The following is a 16,723-nucleotide window of genomic DNA, read 5'->3' as shown; positions in this document are numbered from 1 at the left end:
ATTTCCCCGTCGTTCGTGTGGGCCTCGGGGCCACCGGGTGGGTGTGGGTAAGCCCTTTGTACGGCACCGATCGTACCCCCGGTGGCCTGGGCGGCGTTCCGCACGGGCCACCGGGCGGTGCTGCGGGCGGTGCTGCGTACGGTGCCCCGCGCGGCGGTCCGGCAGGTGGCCCGGTCAGGCGGCGCCGGGGGACTTGCGGGTGGCCACGTTGATGCGGTTCCAGGCGTTGATGGTGAAGCAGACCGAGATCAGCTGCGCCAGCTCGGCCTCCGCGAAGTGCGCGGCCGCCCGGGCGTACACCGCGTCCGAGACCCCGCCGCCGATCCGCGCGATCTCCTCCGCGAGTGCCAGGGCGGCCCGCTCGCGCTCGCTGTACACCCCGGCCGGGGCCTCCGGCCAGACCGGCAGCAGGTAGATCCGCTCGTCGCTCTCGCCGGCCTTGCGGGCGTCCTTGGTGTGCATGTCCAGGCAGTACGCGCAGCCGTTCAGCTGCGAGGTGCGCATCTGGACGAGCTCGACCAGCGCCGGGTCCAGGCCCTCGCGGGCGGCGGCGTCCAGGGCGATCATCGCCCGGAACACCTTCGGGACGGTGCGGGCGTAGTCGAGGCGGGCGGGGGCTTCGGTGAGCTCGTTCGTCGTCATGGCTACGACCCTAGGCTCGGAATGCACCCTTCTCTTGGGTCATTCGGCAGCGTGATTCGTGGGTCAATGCGAGGGGTTCGGCCGGGCGGCACGGAGGCGGCGCGGAGGCGGCGCGGAGGCGGCGCGGAGGCGGCACGGCGCTTGCGGCAACACGCCCGGGCGGGCTCGGCGCTTCGCGTCCGGGCACCGGGCGGCGGATACTGCCAGTACCGCCACCCGGGCCCGTGGGAGCCTCCGAACAGTGAGGACGATGCCATGCCGCAGGATCACGAGGACTACCTGATCGACGAGACCGCCGAGACCGTCGAGACCGACGAGGAGGCGCCCGACGTCGACGAGTACGACGAGGTCGCCGAGCGCCGCGCCCTCGGCGCCGACCCGGCCACCGACGTCGCGGACGTTGCGGAGCAGACCCGGGTGGTCCAGCTCGACGAGGACGAGTACCGGGAGTAGCCGTCCCGAGCGGGCCGCGCGGGGTCGGGCTGAACCCGAGCGGGCCCCGCGTGCCGGGCTGTTCCCGAGCGGCGGCCCTACGGCGTGCGGCGGACCCTAGAGCGCGCGGCGGCGCTGCAGCCAGGCCAGCGCCGCCCAGCCCGGCAGCACCGGCAGGATCAGCGTCAGCAGCCGGTACAGCGCCACCGCCGCCAGCGCGCCGCCCTTCTCCATCGACGCGGTCTGCTGCAGCAGCGTGATCAGTGCCCCGTCCACCGCGCCGGCCCCGCCCGGGGTCGGCGCCGCGCTGCCCGCCGCGTTGCCCACCAGGAACACCACCGCGACCGAGGCGAAGGACGGCTCCCGGCCGATCGCCCGGGTACAGCAGTACAGGCAGGAGATCAGGCAGATCGACACCAGCAGCTGCCCGGTCACCCCGACCGCCAGCCGGGTCGGACTGCGCAGCAGGTCCAGCAGCCGCGGCACCACCTCGGTCGTCAACGGCCGCAGCCGCGCCGCCAGCCACCGCCGGGCCACCGGGATGGCCGACACCAACGCCAGCAGCGCCGCCGCCCCCGCCAGCCCGCCGACCACCGCGGGCAGCGCGTCCAGCTCGGAGCCGCCCGGCTGCAGGTCCAGCAGGTAGACGAAGGCCCCCAGCTGCAGCAGGTGCAGCACCAGTCCGATCATCGTCCCCACACCGACGCTGGACAGCGCCTGCGCCGTCGGGATCCCGGCCTGCTGCAGCAGGCGGGTGTTCAGCGCGACCCCGCCGACCCCGCCGGGCGACACCAGCTTCACGAACGACCCGGCCACCTGCGCCAGCACCGCGTTGCGGAAGTCCAGCCGCTCCGGCACGAAGCCGACGAACCCCATCGCCGCCGTGACGTGGCTCGTTGCCGCCGCGACCAGCGCCAGCAGCAGCCACCACGGATCGGCGTCCGCCAGGGCGGAGACCGGGTTGTCCTCCGCCGCGAACAGCTGCGGGATCAGCAGCCACCCGGCCACCACCCCGCCCACGACGGCCAGCATCGTCCGCGGCCGCAACCGCTCCAACCGCACCGGCCGCCCCACCACCTGCGGTCGCGCCCGCAGCACCTCAGCCCGGATCTCCTCCAGCAGCCCACCGGGAACGGGGGCGTTCTGGGTCTGCGCCCCGTCGGCGGCGCTGGCACTGGCGCCAGCGCCCTGGGCGGTGCCAGCCGAGGCGGCCGGGGTGCCGGCGGGCGACGGTTCCGGCCGGGCCGGGGCCGTGCCGGTGGGTTTCGCGTGGCGTTTGAGGGCGCGGCGGGTGGTGTGGGTGAGGGCGATCGGTTGGAGGAGGGGGAGAGCGGCGCCGATGGGGTCGCGGCCGAGGACGGCGGTGGCGGTGCGGACGGAGCGGGCGGCGCCGGTGCGCAGGGCGAGGGTGGTGAGGAGCTGGGCGATGTCGCAGCGCAGGACGAGTTCGGTGGCGGCGATGTCGCCGTCGGCGAAGTCGACCAGGTGCACCGCGCCCGAGCCGTCGACCAGGAGCGAGGAGGGGACGAGGGCGCGGTGGGCGATCTCGCGGCGCTGGAGGAGGGCGAGCTGGCCCCAGGCGTCGGTGAGCAGCTCGTCGGTGATCTCCTCGTCGGCGAGCTGGTCCAGGGTGCGGCCGGCCAGCCGCTCGTACGCGAGGAGGGCGGTGTCGTGGCCGACACCGGCGGTGGCGGCGATGCTGCGGGTGCGGACGCCGGCGGCCAGGGCCGCGTACGTCACCAGGGCCTCGTGTTCCAGGCCGGTGCGCGGGGAGCGCAGGACCCGCGGGTCGGGGGCGGTGCGCAGGCGCAGCCGGCGCCAGGCGCGCCGGACGGCGGCGGCGGTGACGGCCTGCCGGTCGAGGAGCTGGACGTCGAGGTCGGGGCGGTCGTCGGCCTGTCGGACCCGGTAGCGGTCGGGCCCGGTCGGGTGGGCTTCGACCGGGCGCAGGCCGCTCTCGCGCAGGGCGCGCAGGATCTCGCCGGGCCGGGGGCAGGGGTCGGGGGTGCCGACTGCGTAGAGGGTGCCGTGGGCGCCGGTCCAGCCGATCAGCAGGCCGAGCAGCAGCGCGGTGGGGGTGGCGAAGCCGCCGGCCAGTCCGGCGAGGCCGGAGAGGGCGAGGATGGTCCAGGGCAGGCGGCGTTCGCGGCTGCCGGAGGCGGTCATGAAGGCGAGGACCGGGGCGAGGTAGCCGTACACCGGTTCGGTGTGCCCGAGGACGTCGCCGGGCAGCGGCTGGCTGAGCGCGGTGAGCAGCGAGTGCGGAGCGAGGCCGTCCGCCCACAGGTCCACGCCGAGGGTGGCGCCGTACGCGAGGACGGCGGCGAGCAGCCCGTCGGAGACCTGCTGGAGGGCGCGCCGCCGGTCGGGGCCGAGCAGGCGGCGCACGGCGAGGCCGACTGGCAGCAGCAGGACGGCGGCGGTGGTGAGCCCGCCTGCCAGGCTCGCCAGCGGCCGCGGCACCAGGGCGGCGGCCTCGGCCACGTCGGCGGCGATGCCGCCGGTGGTGGCGCGGGCGTAGTCGGCGAGCAGCAGGGTGAGGGCGATGGCGAACAGGCCGCCGAGCAGCCGGATCAGGGCGACGGGCTGCCGGAGCCGGCCGGTGGCGGGCACCGGGCGGGCCGGGAACCGGCCGGGTCCGGCCTGCCCGGGGATCCCGGTGGCCCTGCTGCCCGCTCTACTGGTGTCCGTCGCACCGCCGCTGCCTGCTGCACCGCCGTCCGGCACCCCTGCGTCGCCCGCGTCACCCGCCAGTTGCGCGGGCACACCGCCGGTGTCGCCCCCGTCGGTGTCGCCGTTCGTTCTCCCCGTCACGATCGCCACGGGTGGCATGCTCCCATGCCACCCGTGCGTGCGGAGCGTGGACGCCGGGCGGGCCGGTCACGCCTGCCGGGTCGGCAGCACGACCAGGTGGCGCAGGTTGACGTGCCGGGGGCGGCTGACGGTGTACGCGATGAGGTCGGCGATGTCCTCGGCCGCGAGCGCCGGGATGACGTCGAACATGCTGCCGAGCTGTTCGCGCAGGGCCGGGTTGTCGATGTGCCCGCCGAGTTCGGTGTCGGTCAGGCCGGGCTCGATCGCGCTGACCCGGACGTCGCGCGGGCCCAGCTCGCTGCGCAGGGCGGCGGACAGCTGGGTGAGCGCGGCCTTGGTGGCGCCGTACACGGCGTAGTCGGGGAAGACCACGTGTGAGGCGATCGAGGAGACGTTGACCAGGTCGGAGGGGCGGCCCTCGGCGGCGGCCGCGGTGAGGTCGGCGGTGAAGGCGCGGACGATCCGCAGCGCGCCGGTGAGGTTGGTGTCGACCATGCGGGTCCACTCGTCGATCCGGCCGTCGGCGAGCGGGTTGGGCAGCATCACCCCGGCATTGTTGACGACCAGGTCGACCTGCCCGTAGGTGTCGTGGACGGCCTTCGCGGCGGCGTCCACGGAGGTCTGGTCGGTGATGTCGGCGGTGACGGCGAGCGCCTGCCCGCCGGCGGCGGCGATCTCGGCGGCGAGCGCGTCCAGCCGATCGGTGCGCCGGGCGAGCAGGGCGACCCGGGCGCCCTGGGCGGCGAGCGTCCGGGCGGTGGCGGCGCCCATGCCGCTGGCGGCTCCGGTGACGACGGCGGTGCGGGTGGCGAGGGAGACGAGGCTCATCGGGGCTCCAGGGGGGTCCAGGTTCCGGGGTCCGGGTCCAGAGGTTCCGGTGTTCCGGGGGCCAGAGGGTCCGGGGGCTCCGGGGTTTCCGGCGGTGGTCGGGCTGACGTCGACCACTCTGCGCGGACCGCGGCCGCCGACCCAGGGCTGTGCCTTTCCCGGGTACCGCCGTCCTGGGAACCCCCTTCCCGGGACGGCCTTTCCTGGGTACGGCAGTACCACCCTCGCGCGGCCGCCCGCGGCTAACCTGCCAGGCATGGAGAACACCCTGGGGGACTTCCTCCGCACGCGCCGAGCCCGGATCCTGCCGGAGGAGGTGGGCCTGCCCTCGCACGGCCGCCGCCGGGTGCAGGGGCTGCGCCGGGAGGAGGTGGCGCAGCTCGCGGGCGTCAGCGTCGACTACTACGTCCGGCTGGAGCAGGGCCGGGGCGGCAGCGCCTCGGACGCGGTGCTGGACGCGGTGGCCCGCGTGTTGCGGCTGGACGAGGTGGAGACGGCGCACCTGCGCTCGCTCGCCCGTCCGCCCAAGGCCCCGGCCGGTGCCGCCGCCGGTGCCGCGCGGGGACGGGCCCGGCAGCAGGTCCGCCCGGGGACCAGGCTGCTGCTGGACCTGATGACCGAGGTGCCGGCCTTCGTCCTGGGCCGCCGGATGGACGTCCTGGCCTGGAACGCGCTGGGCGACGCGGTGAACGGCTTCTCCACGCGTACGGAGGGCGGCCCGGACGGCCCGCCCAACCAGGCCCGGCACGGCTTCCTCGACCCGGCGGCCCGGGACTACTACCGGCAGTGGGACGCGGTCGCCGCGGAGACCGTCTCCTACCTGCGCCGGGACGCCGGACTGCACCCGGAGGACCCGGAGCTGAGCGCCCTGGTGGGTGAACTGTCGGTGCGCAGTGAGGAGTTCGGCCGGCTCTGGGCGGACCACCTGGTTCGGGAGAAGACCCACGGCGTCAAGCTGGTCCGGCACCCGCTGGTCGGCGACCTGGAGTTCGGCTACGAGACCCTGGGCGTCAACGGCTCGCCGGACCAACTGCTGGTCGTCTACACCGCCCCGGTGGGCTCGCCGACCGCCCAGAAGCTGGCGCTGCTGGCGAGTTGGACGGCGCCGGGGGCGGAGTCCGAGGCGTCCGGCGTCTCCTGAGCGCCGGAGGCGTCCCGGGCAGGCCGAGCGGGCCGTCCTGGGCAGGTCGGGCCGGGTCCTCCTGAACGGGCCGTCCGGGGAGTTCTGAGCGGGCGGGACGGCCCGGGGCGGCTTAGCCTGCACTCATGAGTGCCTGCGAAGACCTCGCTCTGGCCCCTCAGGACATCGAGCCCGTTCCTCCCACCAACGGCTGCGCCGACTGCCTGGCGCAGGGGCGCCGGGACTGGGTGCACCTGCGGATCTGCCTGGACTGCGGCCACATCGGCTGCTGCGACTTCTCGCCGCAGCGGCACGCCACCGCGCACTTCCACAACACCTCCCACCCGGTGATCCGCTCGTACGAGCCGGGGGAGGACTGGCGCTGGTGCTTCGTCCACGAGGTCATGGGCTGAGACGGGCGTTCGCAACCGGTCTCCCCGGTCTCCCGGGTCTCGCCGCTCTCCTCGCTCTCCCCGGTGGCGTGGCCGCGCACGACGGATAAAATCCGGACATAAAGCCCGTGCGGCCCCTCCGGCCGACGCCCGTCCGGCCGGTGGACCGCCGAAGGGAGGCCCACGATGACCAAGCGAACACCGGGCAGCACCGCCCAGCTCCGCCAGGGCACCCAGGAACTGCTGGAACGCCGCGGCATGGCGAGCCCGCCCGCCCGGATCGGGCCGAAGCTGCGCACCGGCGCGGTGTCTTCCGCCGGCGCCGGGTACGGCACCGGCGAGGCGTTCCGCCACGGCGGGCGCGACACGCCGGCCGCGGCCACGCACTCCGCTCCGGCGATGCACGCCGAACTCAAGGGTCACCGGCACCGCGGCGCGGAGAAGCACTCCGCCCACTGAACCGTCCGGCCGGGGGCGGGCACCGAGCTGCGGGTGTCCGCCCCCGGCGCATGGCCAGGGGTGCTCTCGGGGGCTTTCATCAGGGCTCTCCTCGGGGGTCTTCTCGGGGGCCTTCTCCGGGCCGGTTCAGGGGAGTTCCCGGATGCCGCGGCCGGGTGTCCCGCCGAAGACTCTCTCCTGTCAGAGCCACCGCCCGCCGGGCGAGCCGTCGTTGGAGAGAAGCCGGATGAACACCCTTACGCGCAGCATTCGTTGGTCCACCCTTGCGGCAGCCGGTGCGCTGCTCGCCGCCGTCACGGTCGGCGCTGCGGCCCCGGCCCTGGCTGCGGAGGCGCCGTCCGTCAGCGCTGGCTCCGCCTCCGTGTCGGCCCAACCGGGGCCGCTGGACCGGGAATCGCTCGCGAAGACCCTCGACACCCTGCCCGCCGACATCACCGGCGCGCTGGTCCGGGTGGGCGGCCCGGACGCGCGGTGGCGCGGCACCTCGGGCGAGGACGTCCCGGCGAACGCCCGGTTCCGGATCGGCAGCATCTCCAAGGTGTTCACGGCGACCGTGATGCTCCAGCTCGTCGCCGAGGGCAAGGTCGATCTGGACGGCACCGTCCAGCACTACCTGCCCGGCCTGCTGCCGACCGGCTACCCGCCGGTCACCGTACGGCAGTTGCTCGACCACACCAGCGGTCTGCCCGGCGGCGGCGGAATGACCGCGGGGGACGGCAGCACGGCGTGGTTCGCCGCGCACAAGGCGGACTACTTCAGCCCCGAGCAGGTGGTCGCCGACATGCTCACCCAGCCGATGAGCTTCGTGCCCGGCACCGCCCAGCAGTACAACGGCAACAACTACTTCGTCGCCGGGATGGTGATCGAGAAGGTCAGCGGCGACACCTTCGCCGACCAGGTGCGCCGACGCATCACGGGCCCGCTCGGCCTGCACGCCACCTACGTCCCGGCCGCCGACGACCTGACCGTTCACGGTCCGCACGCCTCCGGCTACGTGGACGTCCGCGCCGCCGACGGCACCACCGACCGGGTGGACGTCACCGAGCAGAGCCCGTACCCGTGGGCCGAAGGCGGCATGATCTCCTCCGCCGCCGACCTGGAGCGGTTCTTCGACGCCCTCTTCCGCGGCCGGCTGCTGCCGCCCGCCCAGCAGGCCGAGGTGTTCGCCGTCCCGAACGTGCCGAACGACCACAACAAGAGCTGCGAGATCGGCCCGACCGCCGGCCACGCCTGCTTCAGCGCGGGCGGCATGCTGCGCAGCGTGCTGCCGAACGGCACCGAGATCTGGGGCAAGACCGGTGCCCGGCCCGGCTACAGCAGCGGTTTCTTCGCCACCCGCGATCTCTCCCGCACCGTGATCGTCGGGCTCAACCCGACCGGCATCTCCGGCGAGGAGTTCCCCACCCTGTGGAAGCTGGTGACCACCGGCTTCGGCTCCGGCCAGGTGTACGGGAAGCAGTGAGCCGGCCGTCGGAGCGGTGAGCCGACGGCCGGCTGCCGGAGCCGTGAGCGATTGTCGGTGCCCTGCGCTACGTTCGTCCCGTTCACCAGGGCACGGCAGGACGACGGGGGCGCACGATGGCCGACGTGATCACGGCGGAGCCGGTCGAGCTCCAGCTGGAGCGGTATCGGACGGAACTCACCGGCTACTGCTACCGGATGCTCGGCTCCGTCTTCGAGTCCGAGGACGCGGTGCAGGAGACCATGGTCCGGGCCTGGCGCGGGCACCGGGGCTTCGAGGGCCGGGCCGCGCTGCGCTCCTGGCTGTACCGCATCGCCACCAACGTCTGCCTGGACGCGCTGAACGGCCGCAACGCCCGGGCCCGTCCGATGGACCTGGCGGGCCCGGTCACGGTGGCCACGGCGCACGACACCCAGCTGCCCGAGGTGACCTGGATCGGCCCTGCCCCGGACGGCCGGGTGCTGCCCGAGACGGGGGACCCGGCCGAGGTGGCCGCCCAGCGCGAATCGGTGAAGCTGGCCTTCGTGGCCGTGCTGCAGCGGCTCGCGCCCCGGCAGCGGGCGGTGCTGATCCTTCGTGAGGTGCTCGGCTGGAAGGCCGCCGAGGTCGCCGAACTCCTCGGCGTCACGGTGGCCTCGGTCAACAGCGCGCTGCAGCGCGCCCGCGCGGTGCTCGCCACCGACGCCTCGGCCGCCCGGCCGGTCCCCGCGCTGGACGAGGACCACCGCGCGCTGCTGGACCGCTACGTCCGCGCCTTCGAGGCATACGACATGGACGGCCTGGCCGCCCTGCTGCACGAGGACGTCACGCTCAACATGCCGCCGTTCGCGATGTGGCTGCAGGGGCAGGACGAGATCCGGGCCTGGATGCTGGGCCCCGGGCACGGCTGCCGCGACTCCCGGCTGCTCCCGGTGACGGCCAATGGCGGGCCGGCCTTCGCCCAGTACCGGCCGAGCCCGGCGGGCGGGCACGAGCCGTGGGCGCTGATCGTGCCGGAGGTGTCAGCGGGGCGGATCACCGGGTTCACCAACTTCCTGGACACCGATGTGCTCTTCCCGCTGTTCGGCCTGCCGCCCCGGCTGGATGCCGAGCAGGCCGGGGTCGGGCCGGTCGGCGCTGGACCGGTCGACGTCCGCCCGGATGTCCGCCCGGATGTCCGCCCGGATGTCCGCGACGGGGAGGTCGACGCCGAGTAGCCCGTACAGGTCGAGTGGATCGGCCGCGCCCGGCAGCAGTGCCGCGAGCCCGCTGAACGCGAGCAGTTCCCGCAGCGGGCCGTTCGCGTTCAGCAGCACCACGTCCACCCCGTACCGGGCGGCGGCGAGCCGCAGCCGGGCGAGCGCGTCGACGACGGCCAGGTCGGGGGCGGTCAGCGCGCGCAGGTCGCAGGTCAGCACGATCGTGCTCGGTGTGGTCTCGCCGGTGGTCCCGGTGGTGGTGGTCATACGGGTTGGACCGGCATGACGGTGCCGACTCATCGGTCGCTCCGAAGTCCGGCGGCGACGTTTCGTCGGCGCGGTCCGGTGGCGAGGTGCGGTGGCGAAGTCCGGTGACGAAGCCTGGTGGCAGAGTGGGGCCGTCGAACCCCACCTGCGCCAGGAGGAGCACCGTGACGGCTGAGCCCTTGAAGTCCCGCGAGGAATGGCTGGCGTCCCTGCCCCGGATCTACGCGGGGGCGGGCGGCCTGCTGCGGGACGAGTCCGGTCGGATCCTGATCGTGAAGGCCGGGTACCGCGAGCACTGGCAGTTCCCCGGGGGCACGATCGACCTCGGGGAGGGCCCGGTCGAGTGCGCCAAGCGGGAGTTGGAGGAGGAGACCGGCATCGTCCGGGAGGCCGGTGAGCTGCTGGCCATCTCCTGGACCCACCCCTCGGCCGAACTCGACCACCCCGCCGAGCACTTCATGTTCGACTTCGGCACCGTCCCGGACGGCACCCCCGTGACCGTCCCGGCCGGTGAGCTGGACGACCACCGCTGGGCCCCGCTCGAGGAGGCGCTGGAGCTCCTCGGCCCGGCCCGATCGGCCCGGCTGCGGGCGGCTCTGGAGGCGGCGGAGGACGGCCGGGTCCGGATCGTCACCACCCGCGTCTCCGGCTTCTAGGCTCCGGGTTCCAGCAGGAAGTGTCGTGCCCCGGGCGGGTGTTCCGCCCGGGGCACGGCGCCGGGTCCTCAACCCTGCTGCTCGGACTCCGCGTTCCGGGCGGCGATGATGGCGGCGATGGCCTCAGAGACGAAGGTCTCCGCCTCGGACTTGTCCACCTTCAGCGCGGTGAGGATGCCCTGGCCGTTGTCCTGCTCCAGCAGCGCGAGCAGGAGGTGCTCGGTGCCGACGTAGTTGTGTCCGAGCTTGAGCGCCTCGCGGAAGGTCAGCTCCAGCACCTTCTTGCTGCGGGCGTCGAACGGGATCAGTGCGGGCAGTTCGTCGACGGCGGCCGGCAGGGCGGCGGTGGCCGCCTCCCTCAGGGCCTCCGGGGCGACGCCCTGGGCGGCGAGCGCCTTCATGCCGATGCCCTCGGGCTCGGCGAGCAGGCCGAGCAGCAGGTGCTCCGTGGTGATCTCGGCGTTGCTCGCCTTCCGGGCCTCCTCCTGCGAGGCCACCACGACGCTGCGGGCCCGGGGGGTGAACCGGCTGAAACCCTGGCTGGGGTCGAGGTCGTTCGGGGTGGCCGGGTCCCTGGGGACGAAGCGCTTCTGGGCGGCCTGCTTGCTGACGCCCATGCTCTGGCCGATGTCGGTCCAGGAGGCGCCGGAGCGCCGGGCCTGGTCGACGAAGTGGCCGATCAGGTGGTCGGCGAGCTCGCCGAGGTGGTCGGCGGCGATGACCGCGTCGGAGAGTTGGTCGAGCGCGTCGGTGTGGACCTTCTTGATCGCGGCGATCAGGTCGTCGAGGCGCAACGGAGTGGTGTTGGGAACAACGGGATTCTCCATGCGTCAACCGTAGGTTGTCGCCCCGGGATCGTCAACCATCGATTGACGATTGTCGTGAAGGCTTCCGGCGGCCCGTCCTGCGCGGCGGCCTCTGCGCGTCGGGTCCTAGGTGGCGGTTCCTGTGCGGCGTTCCTGCGCGGCGGTTCCTGCCTGGCGGTTCCTATGCGGCCGGCAGCAGTCGGCTGCGGACGGCGGCGATCCGGTCGGGCGTGACGCCCGCCGCGAGCAGGTAGCCGGCCGGGTCGAACCCGTCGAGCGTGGCTTCCAGGGCGGCCTCGGCGGTGGTGCCGGCCTCGGCGAGCACCGCATCGATCCGGCGGTACGGGTCGGGCAGGCCCAGCATCCCGTACAACGGGCGGACGTTGGGGCCGCTCAGTAGGTAGTCCTCGGCGATCGAGGCCCGGTCGACCCCGGCCAGGGCGAGCAGCAGCAGGGCGGCGAGGCCGGTGCGGTCACGGCCGGCGCCGCAGTGCACGACCACGCCGCCGGGGTGGGCGCCGGCGATCGCGGCGATCAGCGCGGCGGCGGCGTGCGGGCAGTGGTCCAGGTACGGGCGGAGCGCGAGCGGGGTGCCGTCCAGCCGGCCGTGGGCCTCCCACCAGGCGGGGCCGGCCAGTTCGTCCAGCGGGATGCGGATCAGGTCGACGTCGTCGGGGAGCGGGAGGAGCGGCTTGTACTCCTCGGCGTTGCGCAGGTCGATCACGGTGCGGACCCCGTGGTCGAGGAGGGCGTCCCAGCCCTCGAAGGTGAGGCGGTCCAGGTTGTCCGCCCGGACTATCGCACGGCGGGCGGTGAGCCGGCCGGAGGCGGTGGGCAGCCCGCCCAGGTCGCGGATGTTCAGGCAGCCGTCCCAGACGAGGGTGCGGTCCTCGATGGTGGTCAGCGCGTCCGTCGTCCGGTTCATGGGACTCCCCGTTTCCTCGTCGGGGGGTCCCGTTACCCCCTCGTTATGTAAGGACTCCCGGGAGATCAGGATGGTTCCTGGCCGTTCGAGTCCTCGGAACCGGCTGTTCACGTGCCGGTCGGGGTGGCGCTCCCGTGCTGATCGGGGTGGTGGTCGGGGTGCTGGTCAGACGGCGGTCGGGCGGCGGGCGGGTGTGGGGCTCAGGCGGCGGTCGGGGCCTCGGTCTCGGCACTGACCAGCTTCTCCATCGGCTCGGTGGCGATCTGGCCGAGCATCGAACCGGCCACGATCGCGCCGATCAGGAACACGGTGGACAGCCAGGCCATCGTCGACACCGGCAGGGTGAAGGCGCCGACCACCCGGGCCGCGCACTCGGTCAGCAGCGCGGCGCCCCAGATGCCCGAGAACAGGCGCTCGTGGCGGCGGAAGGATCGCGACGCGGCCGCCCGGCCCTCGGCCAGCCGCTGCCAGGCGGCGGCGCGGTCCCGCTTGCCCTTGGTGAGGAAGGGCATCAGCATCGGGCTCATCACCGGTCGGCCGATCACCGCCGAGACCAGGATCGCGAGCGCCACGGTGCCGCTCAGTCCGCCGTCCTTGGCGATCATCATCCGGGCGTCGCCGGTGACGAAGGTCAGGGCGAGGCCCGCCAGGTTGACGGTCAGCATCAGCGCGGCCCACAGGTTGACCTTGCGCTCCCGGAGCAGGCCGATGACGGTGCGGGCGGCCGGGAAGGCGCTGCTCCAGGCCAGGGCGGCGAACTCGCTCAGGCCGCAGGCCGAGTGCAGCAGGTAGTAGCCGGCCAGCGGGGCGGCCACGTCGAGGGCCAGCGGGCGGAGGCCGGAGAGCAGCGGGTTGGCGGCCTTGGCGCTGGCGGCGCCCTCGGCAACTGCCTGGGCCTGCCGAACATCGGCGGCGGCCTTCGCGGGAGCGGCCTTCGCACGGGCGGAGACGGCGACGGCGACGGTGGGGGTGACGGCGAGGGTGGGGGCGCCGGCGGCGGCGCTGACGGTCTGGCTCACGGTGGGTTCCTCCCCGGCTGGTGGCCGCGGGCTGCTGCCCGCGTTGTGCCTCCAGTTTTTCCGGCCGACCCTCCGTCAGGGCAGTGCCGTCCGTTGCGGGATCCGCGTGACAGTTGTCATGGAGCGCACCGTGACACCCCGTCCGACCTGCGGTTCTCTAGTCGTCAGCGGGGAAGGTCCACAGCTCGCGGTCCAGGGTGTCCCGGCAGCGGACGGTGCCGAACCGCTCGTCCCCGGCGGACAGGAACCCCTGCGCGACCCCGGCCAGGACGGTCCGGGCGACGGCGTCGCCCCGGGTCCAGGCGCCGGTCAGCACCAGCGCCTTGTCGGCCAGCTCGGCGCGCTGCACCCGGGCCACCGCGACGGTCAGCAGCGCGGCGTTGACCTCCTGCAGTTCGGCGGGGGAGAGATAGGTCTCCCCGGTCGGGGCACGGTCGGCCTCGGCCCGGCGGCGCAGCTCCGGCAGGCCGTAGTGCCTGACGGCGGCGACGGCATCGTCCAGTGGGAGCTGCCAGCGCCGCCCGGGCAGCACCTCCCACCAGACGTCCTCGCCGACCGGCAGCACCTCGCCGATCCGGGCCCGCCAGGTCTCGATGCCGTACCGGACGCGGGGGTCGGGCCGATGGCCGGGCAGGGCGGCAGCGGTCCAGTCGGTGCGGCGGACCAGGCTGAGGTCGAAGGTGAAGGGCACCCGGTCGGCGGCGGGGCGCTCGACGAGGCCGAGCAGCACCCAGTGGGTGTCGTCCGGCAGGTTGAAGCTCCGGCGCCACCCGGTGAGGCCCAGGGCGCGCAGGGCGGGCGCGAGGTGTTCGCGCAGGCCCTTCGCGTGGAGCTCGTGGGCAGTCGTCATCGTTCGTCCCTGCTGGTCGTGGCTACTGGTCGTGGCTACTGGTCGTGGCTGCTGGTGGCCCTCGGGCGGGCCTGGGGGTGGCATGGCCGGTCCTGCGGTGGTCCTCGGCCGGCCCCTGCGGTGGTCCTCGGTCGGTCCTGCGCCGGTCCTGTGCCGGTTCTCGGTCGGTCCTGTGCCGGTTCTCGGTCGGTCCTGTGCCGGTTCTCGGTCGGTCCTGTGCCGGTCCTGCGGGGTCTTGGGTGGGTCGCCGGTGGTCCCCGCCTCGTCTGCGCGGTCGGGGCCGGGTCATGCGTCCCGGATGTGCACGAACCGGGTGCGTGTGGACGCGCGTACGCCGTCGGGCGCGGCGGATTCGCGGCGGGTCCGCGGCGGCGGGCCGGGCACTTCGGCGGACCCGGTCTCCGGGCGTGCCGGCGGCCCAGGACTGCTTCGTCTACGGACAACATAGGCGGTGCAGGCCTGCCGGGTCTGCGGACGAAGGGCAGCAGCGCGCGGGACCTTGGCCCCGGGCCGGCCGGTCCTTCGACCGGAGCCGACCCGTTCGCCCGAATGGCGCATCATGTGGCGGGTGCAGAGTGCAGAGCGCCCCGGAGCGGGCACCGGCAGCCCAGTCGGCCGGTCCGGACCAGTACCGACCGCAGACGACCCACCACCGGGACCGGCTGCCGCTCCCGCCGATCTGGCCGACGCGGTCCGCGCCGCGCAGGGCGGGGACGAGGAGGCGTTCCGGCTGCTGTTCCGGACCGTCCAACCGGGCCTGCTGCGCTACCTGCGGGTGCTGGTCGGCGGCCGGCCGGAGGACATGCAGGACGCCGAGGACATCGCCTCGGAGACCTGGCTGCAGATCGCCCGCGACCTGAGCGGCTTCTCCGGCGACGGGGACGGCTTCCGCGGCTGGGCCGCCACCATCGCCCGCCACCGGGCACTCGACCACCTGCGCGCCCGCCGCCGCCGTCCGGTCGCCGACCTGCCCTTCGAGTACCTCGTCGAACTGGCGGCCGGGGATGACACCGCGGGCGCCGCGCTGACCACCGTGGGCACCGCCGACGCACTGGCGCTGATCTCCCGGCTGCCGCGCGACCAGGCCGAGGCGGTGTTGCTGCGGGTGGTCATGGAACTGGACGCGGAGAGCGCCGCCCAGGTGCTCGGCAAGCGGGCCGGCACTGTCCGGATGGCCGCCCACCGGGGGCTTCGACGGCTGGCCAAGCTGCTGGAGCAGCCCTTCGCGTCCGGGGGCGGGATCCCGGCCGCGCGGACGGGCGGGTCAGCCGACGAGGGCGCCGTCAAGGCCCCCGGCGGCACCGCAGGAAGGGCCCCCGGCGACCCCGGGAAGGCCGCCGAAGGGAGCGCGGGCAAGGCCTCCGGGCAGCCCGCGGGGAAACCCGCGAAAAAAAGTTCTCCGCAGGGTGTGACAGAACGCCGGGCCGCGACGCTGAAGGACATGAGATGAGCACCAACCGATCCCGTCGGATCGACCGTGATACCGCCGAGCAGCTGCTCGGCGGTGCCGTGGCCGCCCCGTCGGCCGGGCAGGAGGCCTCGCTCACCGGACCGGACGGCGGTCCCGGGCAGCTCGCCCGGGTGCTCGCCGCGGCCGCCGCTCCCGCGACGGCCGGTGAACTGGCCGGGGAGGAAGCCGCCCTGGCCGCGTTCCGGGAGGCGAGTCTCACGCCCGACCCCGTAGTGACCCCCGTCCGGAGACGATCAATGGCAACCGCAGCGCTGGCCAGGGCCTTCAGCACGAAGGCTGCTGCCGCCGTGCTCGGCGCCACCGCGCTGTGCGGGGTCGCGGTCGCCGCCGGCACCGGCAACCTGCCGTCCCCACTGAGCGGCGGCACCGCCGAGCCCGAGCGCACGCTCGCGGCCCAGGGCGGCGCCTCCGGCACCTCGCCGGGCGCGTCGGGCGGCGGCCACTCCGCCGGCGCCCCGTTCGCCCCGCCGTCCGGCTCCGCCCGTCCGTCCGACGCCGCCTCCCCCGGCCCACAGACGGCCGCCCCCTTCGGCACCGCGACCCCCGGCACCCCGTCGGCCGAGGGTCACGGCGATCGTCCGGCCGTACCGCCCGCGCTGCTCGGCCTCTGCCGCGGCTTCGCCGACCGGACGGCCCAGGGCGACCGCCCTGCCCGGCTGGTCACCGATCCGCTCTACGGTCCGCTGGTCGCGGCCGCCGGGGGAGCGGACCGGGTCCCGGACTTCTGCGCCAAGGCCCTCGGCGCGGGAGACGGCGACCACCAGGGCGCCAGTGCGCAGCCACGCGACCCCGGCCGGCCCGGCGACGCTCCCAGCGCGGGCGCCGGCAAGGGCGGCACCGACGGCGGCAAGGGCGGCGGGAACGGCCAGGACACCGGCGGCAGCGGCACCAAGCCCGGCAAGACCGGTGCGACCGTCCCGCCGCTGCCCGCCGCGCCCACCCTGCCGGACATCCGCCCGAGCAAGACCGGCCGATCCGAGGACGGGCAGTCGTCCACGGGATAACCCCAGAACTCCGGGTGGGCGGCGAGCGACTCCCCCCGGGCTCACCGCCCACCCGGAACGCACCACCCGCAGTACCAGCACCACCCGGTACCACTCGCGGTACCAGCAGGAAGCAGTACCACCCGAAGACTCCGGGTGGCCGGTCGGCTCCCCCGTGCCCACCGTCCACCCGGCCGGCCCCGGCCGGACCGGCAAGGCGTCACCCCGGACGCGCCGCCGGCCCGGCCGGCCCGGAAACGTGCGGCCCGCCCTCCCGCAGTCAGGGCGGGCCGCACCCCCGCGCCGGCGGGGGGGGGGGGGGGGGCCGGGGGCCCCCCCCCCCGGCCCCCCCCCCCCCCCCCCGGCCCCCCGGGCCCCCCCCCCGGCCGCGGGGGGGGACGCGGGGGCGGGCCCGCCGG

At 74.9% G+C, this 16,723-nt stretch carries 16 protein-coding genes; 9 read left to right on the top strand and 7 right to left on the bottom strand.

Annotated elements, in window-relative coordinates; all coding sequences use genetic code 11:
* Positions 1-174 precede the first annotated feature (174 nt).
* Positions 175-642 carry a carboxymuconolactone decarboxylase family protein gene (locus ACIBEC_RS12545; protein WP_360496136.1) on the bottom strand — a complete coding sequence of 156 codons (468 nt, stop codon included), beginning with the start codon at positions 640-642 and terminating at the stop codon, positions 175-177.
* Positions 643-897: 255 nt separating this feature from the next.
* On the opposite strand from ACIBEC_RS12545, the gene ACIBEC_RS12540 reads away from it, so the two are divergent.
* Positions 898-1,095, top strand: a complete 198-nt coding sequence (locus ACIBEC_RS12540; protein WP_360496133.1) for a hypothetical protein — start codon at positions 898-900, stop codon at positions 1,093-1,095.
* A 96-nt stretch (positions 1,096-1,191) separates the two neighbouring features.
* On the opposite strand, the gene ACIBEC_RS12535 is transcribed toward ACIBEC_RS12540, so the two are convergent.
* The gene (locus ACIBEC_RS12535; protein WP_360496131.1) at positions 1,192-3,897 is read right to left on the bottom strand and encodes a lysylphosphatidylglycerol synthase transmembrane domain-containing protein; all 2,706 of its coding nucleotides are present in this window, start codon (positions 3,895-3,897) and stop codon (positions 1,192-1,194) included.
* A gap of 57 nt (positions 3,898-3,954) precedes the next feature.
* Complete coding sequence (locus ACIBEC_RS12530; protein ID WP_360496128.1) at positions 3,955-4,716, bottom strand: SDR family oxidoreductase; 762 nt, start codon at positions 4,714-4,716, stop codon at positions 3,955-3,957.
* A gap of 256 nt (positions 4,717-4,972) precedes the next feature.
* Here ACIBEC_RS12530 and ACIBEC_RS12525 point away from each other — a divergent pair, with 256 nt between their 5' ends.
* The 6 genes from ACIBEC_RS12525 (at position 4,973) to ACIBEC_RS12500 (ending at position 10,250) form a co-directional block, all read left to right on the top strand.
* Positions 4,973-5,857 (top strand): helix-turn-helix transcriptional regulator, encoded by an 885-nt coding sequence (locus ACIBEC_RS12525; protein ID WP_360496125.1) that lies wholly within the window; start codon positions 4,973-4,975, stop codon positions 5,855-5,857.
* Between the two features lie 125 nt (positions 5,858-5,982).
* The gene (locus ACIBEC_RS12520) at positions 5,983-6,249 is read left to right on the top strand and encodes a UBP-type zinc finger domain-containing protein (RefSeq protein WP_360496122.1); all 267 of its coding nucleotides are present in this window, start codon (positions 5,983-5,985) and stop codon (positions 6,247-6,249) included.
* A 165-nt stretch (positions 6,250-6,414) separates the two neighbouring features.
* Complete coding sequence (locus tag ACIBEC_RS12515; RefSeq protein WP_360496119.1) at positions 6,415-6,687, top strand: hypothetical protein; 273 nt, start codon at positions 6,415-6,417, stop codon at positions 6,685-6,687.
* Positions 6,688-6,913: 226 nt separating this feature from the next.
* Positions 6,914-8,149 (top strand): serine hydrolase domain-containing protein, encoded by a 1,236-nt coding sequence (locus ACIBEC_RS12510; RefSeq protein ID WP_360496116.1) that lies wholly within the window; start codon positions 6,914-6,916, stop codon positions 8,147-8,149.
* 116 nt (positions 8,150-8,265) lie between these two features.
* Entirely contained in the window at positions 8,266-9,345 is a 1,080-nt protein-coding gene (locus ACIBEC_RS12505; RefSeq protein ID WP_360496113.1) for a sigma-70 family RNA polymerase sigma factor, read from the top strand.
* Positions 9,346-9,758: 413 nt separating this feature from the next.
* Positions 9,759-10,250, top strand: coding sequence for an NUDIX hydrolase (locus ACIBEC_RS12500; RefSeq protein WP_360496110.1), 492 nt, complete (start codon positions 9,759-9,761; stop codon positions 10,248-10,250).
* Between the two features lie 68 nt (positions 10,251-10,318).
* On the opposite strand, the gene ACIBEC_RS12495 is transcribed toward ACIBEC_RS12500, so the two are convergent.
* The 4 genes from ACIBEC_RS12495 to ACIBEC_RS12480 form a co-directional block, all read right to left on the bottom strand.
* Complete coding sequence (locus ACIBEC_RS12495; RefSeq protein WP_360496107.1) at positions 10,319-11,077, bottom strand: Clp protease N-terminal domain-containing protein; 759 nt, start codon at positions 11,075-11,077, stop codon at positions 10,319-10,321.
* 160 nt (positions 11,078-11,237) lie between these two features.
* Positions 11,238-11,981 carry a tyrosine-protein phosphatase gene (locus ACIBEC_RS12490; protein WP_360496104.1) on the bottom strand — a complete coding sequence of 248 codons (744 nt, stop codon included), beginning with the start codon at positions 11,979-11,981 and terminating at the stop codon, positions 11,238-11,240.
* Between the two features lie 200 nt (positions 11,982-12,181).
* The gene (locus tag ACIBEC_RS12485; RefSeq protein WP_360496101.1) at positions 12,182-13,000 is read right to left on the bottom strand and encodes a VC0807 family protein; all 819 of its coding nucleotides are present in this window, start codon (positions 12,998-13,000) and stop codon (positions 12,182-12,184) included.
* Between the two features lie 157 nt (positions 13,001-13,157).
* Positions 13,158-13,850: a hypothetical protein gene (locus tag ACIBEC_RS12480; RefSeq protein WP_360496098.1), complete on the bottom strand. Its 693-nt coding sequence runs from the start codon at positions 13,848-13,850 to the stop codon at positions 13,158-13,160.
* A gap of 568 nt (positions 13,851-14,418) precedes the next feature.
* Here ACIBEC_RS12480 and ACIBEC_RS12475 point away from each other — a divergent pair.
* A complete protein-coding gene (locus ACIBEC_RS12475; RefSeq protein WP_396287909.1) occupies positions 14,419-15,300 on the top strand; it encodes an RNA polymerase sigma factor in 882 nt (293 codons plus the stop codon).
* Positions 15,297-16,325 (top strand): hypothetical protein, encoded by a 1,029-nt coding sequence (locus ACIBEC_RS12470; protein ID WP_360496095.1) that lies wholly within the window; start codon positions 15,297-15,299, stop codon positions 16,323-16,325. Before ACIBEC_RS12475 ends, ACIBEC_RS12470 begins: the two co-directional genes overlap by 4 nt.
* Positions 16,326-16,723: the final 398 nt, after the last annotated feature.

The organism is Kitasatospora sp. NPDC051164, from assembly GCF_044455625.1.
GTDB lineage: Bacteria > Actinomycetota > Actinomycetes > Streptomycetales > Streptomycetaceae > Kitasatospora.
This window is presented reverse-complemented; position numbering and strand designations above follow the sequence as displayed.

Bases quoted from the DNA above. Each gene is read 5' to 3' on its own strand.
- ACIBEC_RS12510 (WP_360496116.1), top strand. From the start codon at position 6,914: ATGAACACCCTTACGCGCAGCATTCGTTGGTCCACCCTTGCGGCAGCC.
- ACIBEC_RS12505 (WP_360496113.1), top strand. From the start codon at position 8,266: ATGGCCGACGTGATCACGGCGGAGCCGGTCGAGCTCCAGCTGGAGCGG.
- ACIBEC_RS12530 (WP_360496128.1), bottom strand. From the start codon at position 4,716: ATGAGCCTCGTCTCCCTCGCCACCCGCACCGCCGTCGTCACCGGAGCC.
- ACIBEC_RS12515 (WP_360496119.1), top strand. From the start codon at position 6,415: ATGACCAAGCGAACACCGGGCAGCACCGCCCAGCTCCGCCAGGGCACC.
- ACIBEC_RS12480 (WP_360496098.1), bottom strand. From the start codon at position 13,850: ATGACGACTGCCCACGAGCTCCACGCGAAGGGCCTGCGCGAACACCTC.
- ACIBEC_RS12545 (WP_360496136.1), bottom strand. From the start codon at position 642: ATGACGACGAACGAGCTCACCGAAGCCCCCGCCCGCCTCGACTACGCC.
- ACIBEC_RS12540 (WP_360496133.1), top strand. From the start codon at position 898: ATGCCGCAGGATCACGAGGACTACCTGATCGACGAGACCGCCGAGACC.
- ACIBEC_RS12490 (WP_360496104.1), bottom strand. From the start codon at position 11,981: ATGAACCGGACGACGGACGCGCTGACCACCATCGAGGACCGCACCCTC.
- ACIBEC_RS12525 (WP_360496125.1), top strand. From the start codon at position 4,973: ATGGAGAACACCCTGGGGGACTTCCTCCGCACGCGCCGAGCCCGGATC.
- ACIBEC_RS12495 (WP_360496107.1), bottom strand. From the start codon at position 11,077: ATGGAGAATCCCGTTGTTCCCAACACCACTCCGTTGCGCCTCGACGAC.
- ACIBEC_RS12520 (WP_360496122.1), top strand. From the start codon at position 5,983: ATGAGTGCCTGCGAAGACCTCGCTCTGGCCCCTCAGGACATCGAGCCC.
- ACIBEC_RS12470 (WP_360496095.1), top strand. From the start codon at position 15,297: ATGAGCACCAACCGATCCCGTCGGATCGACCGTGATACCGCCGAGCAG.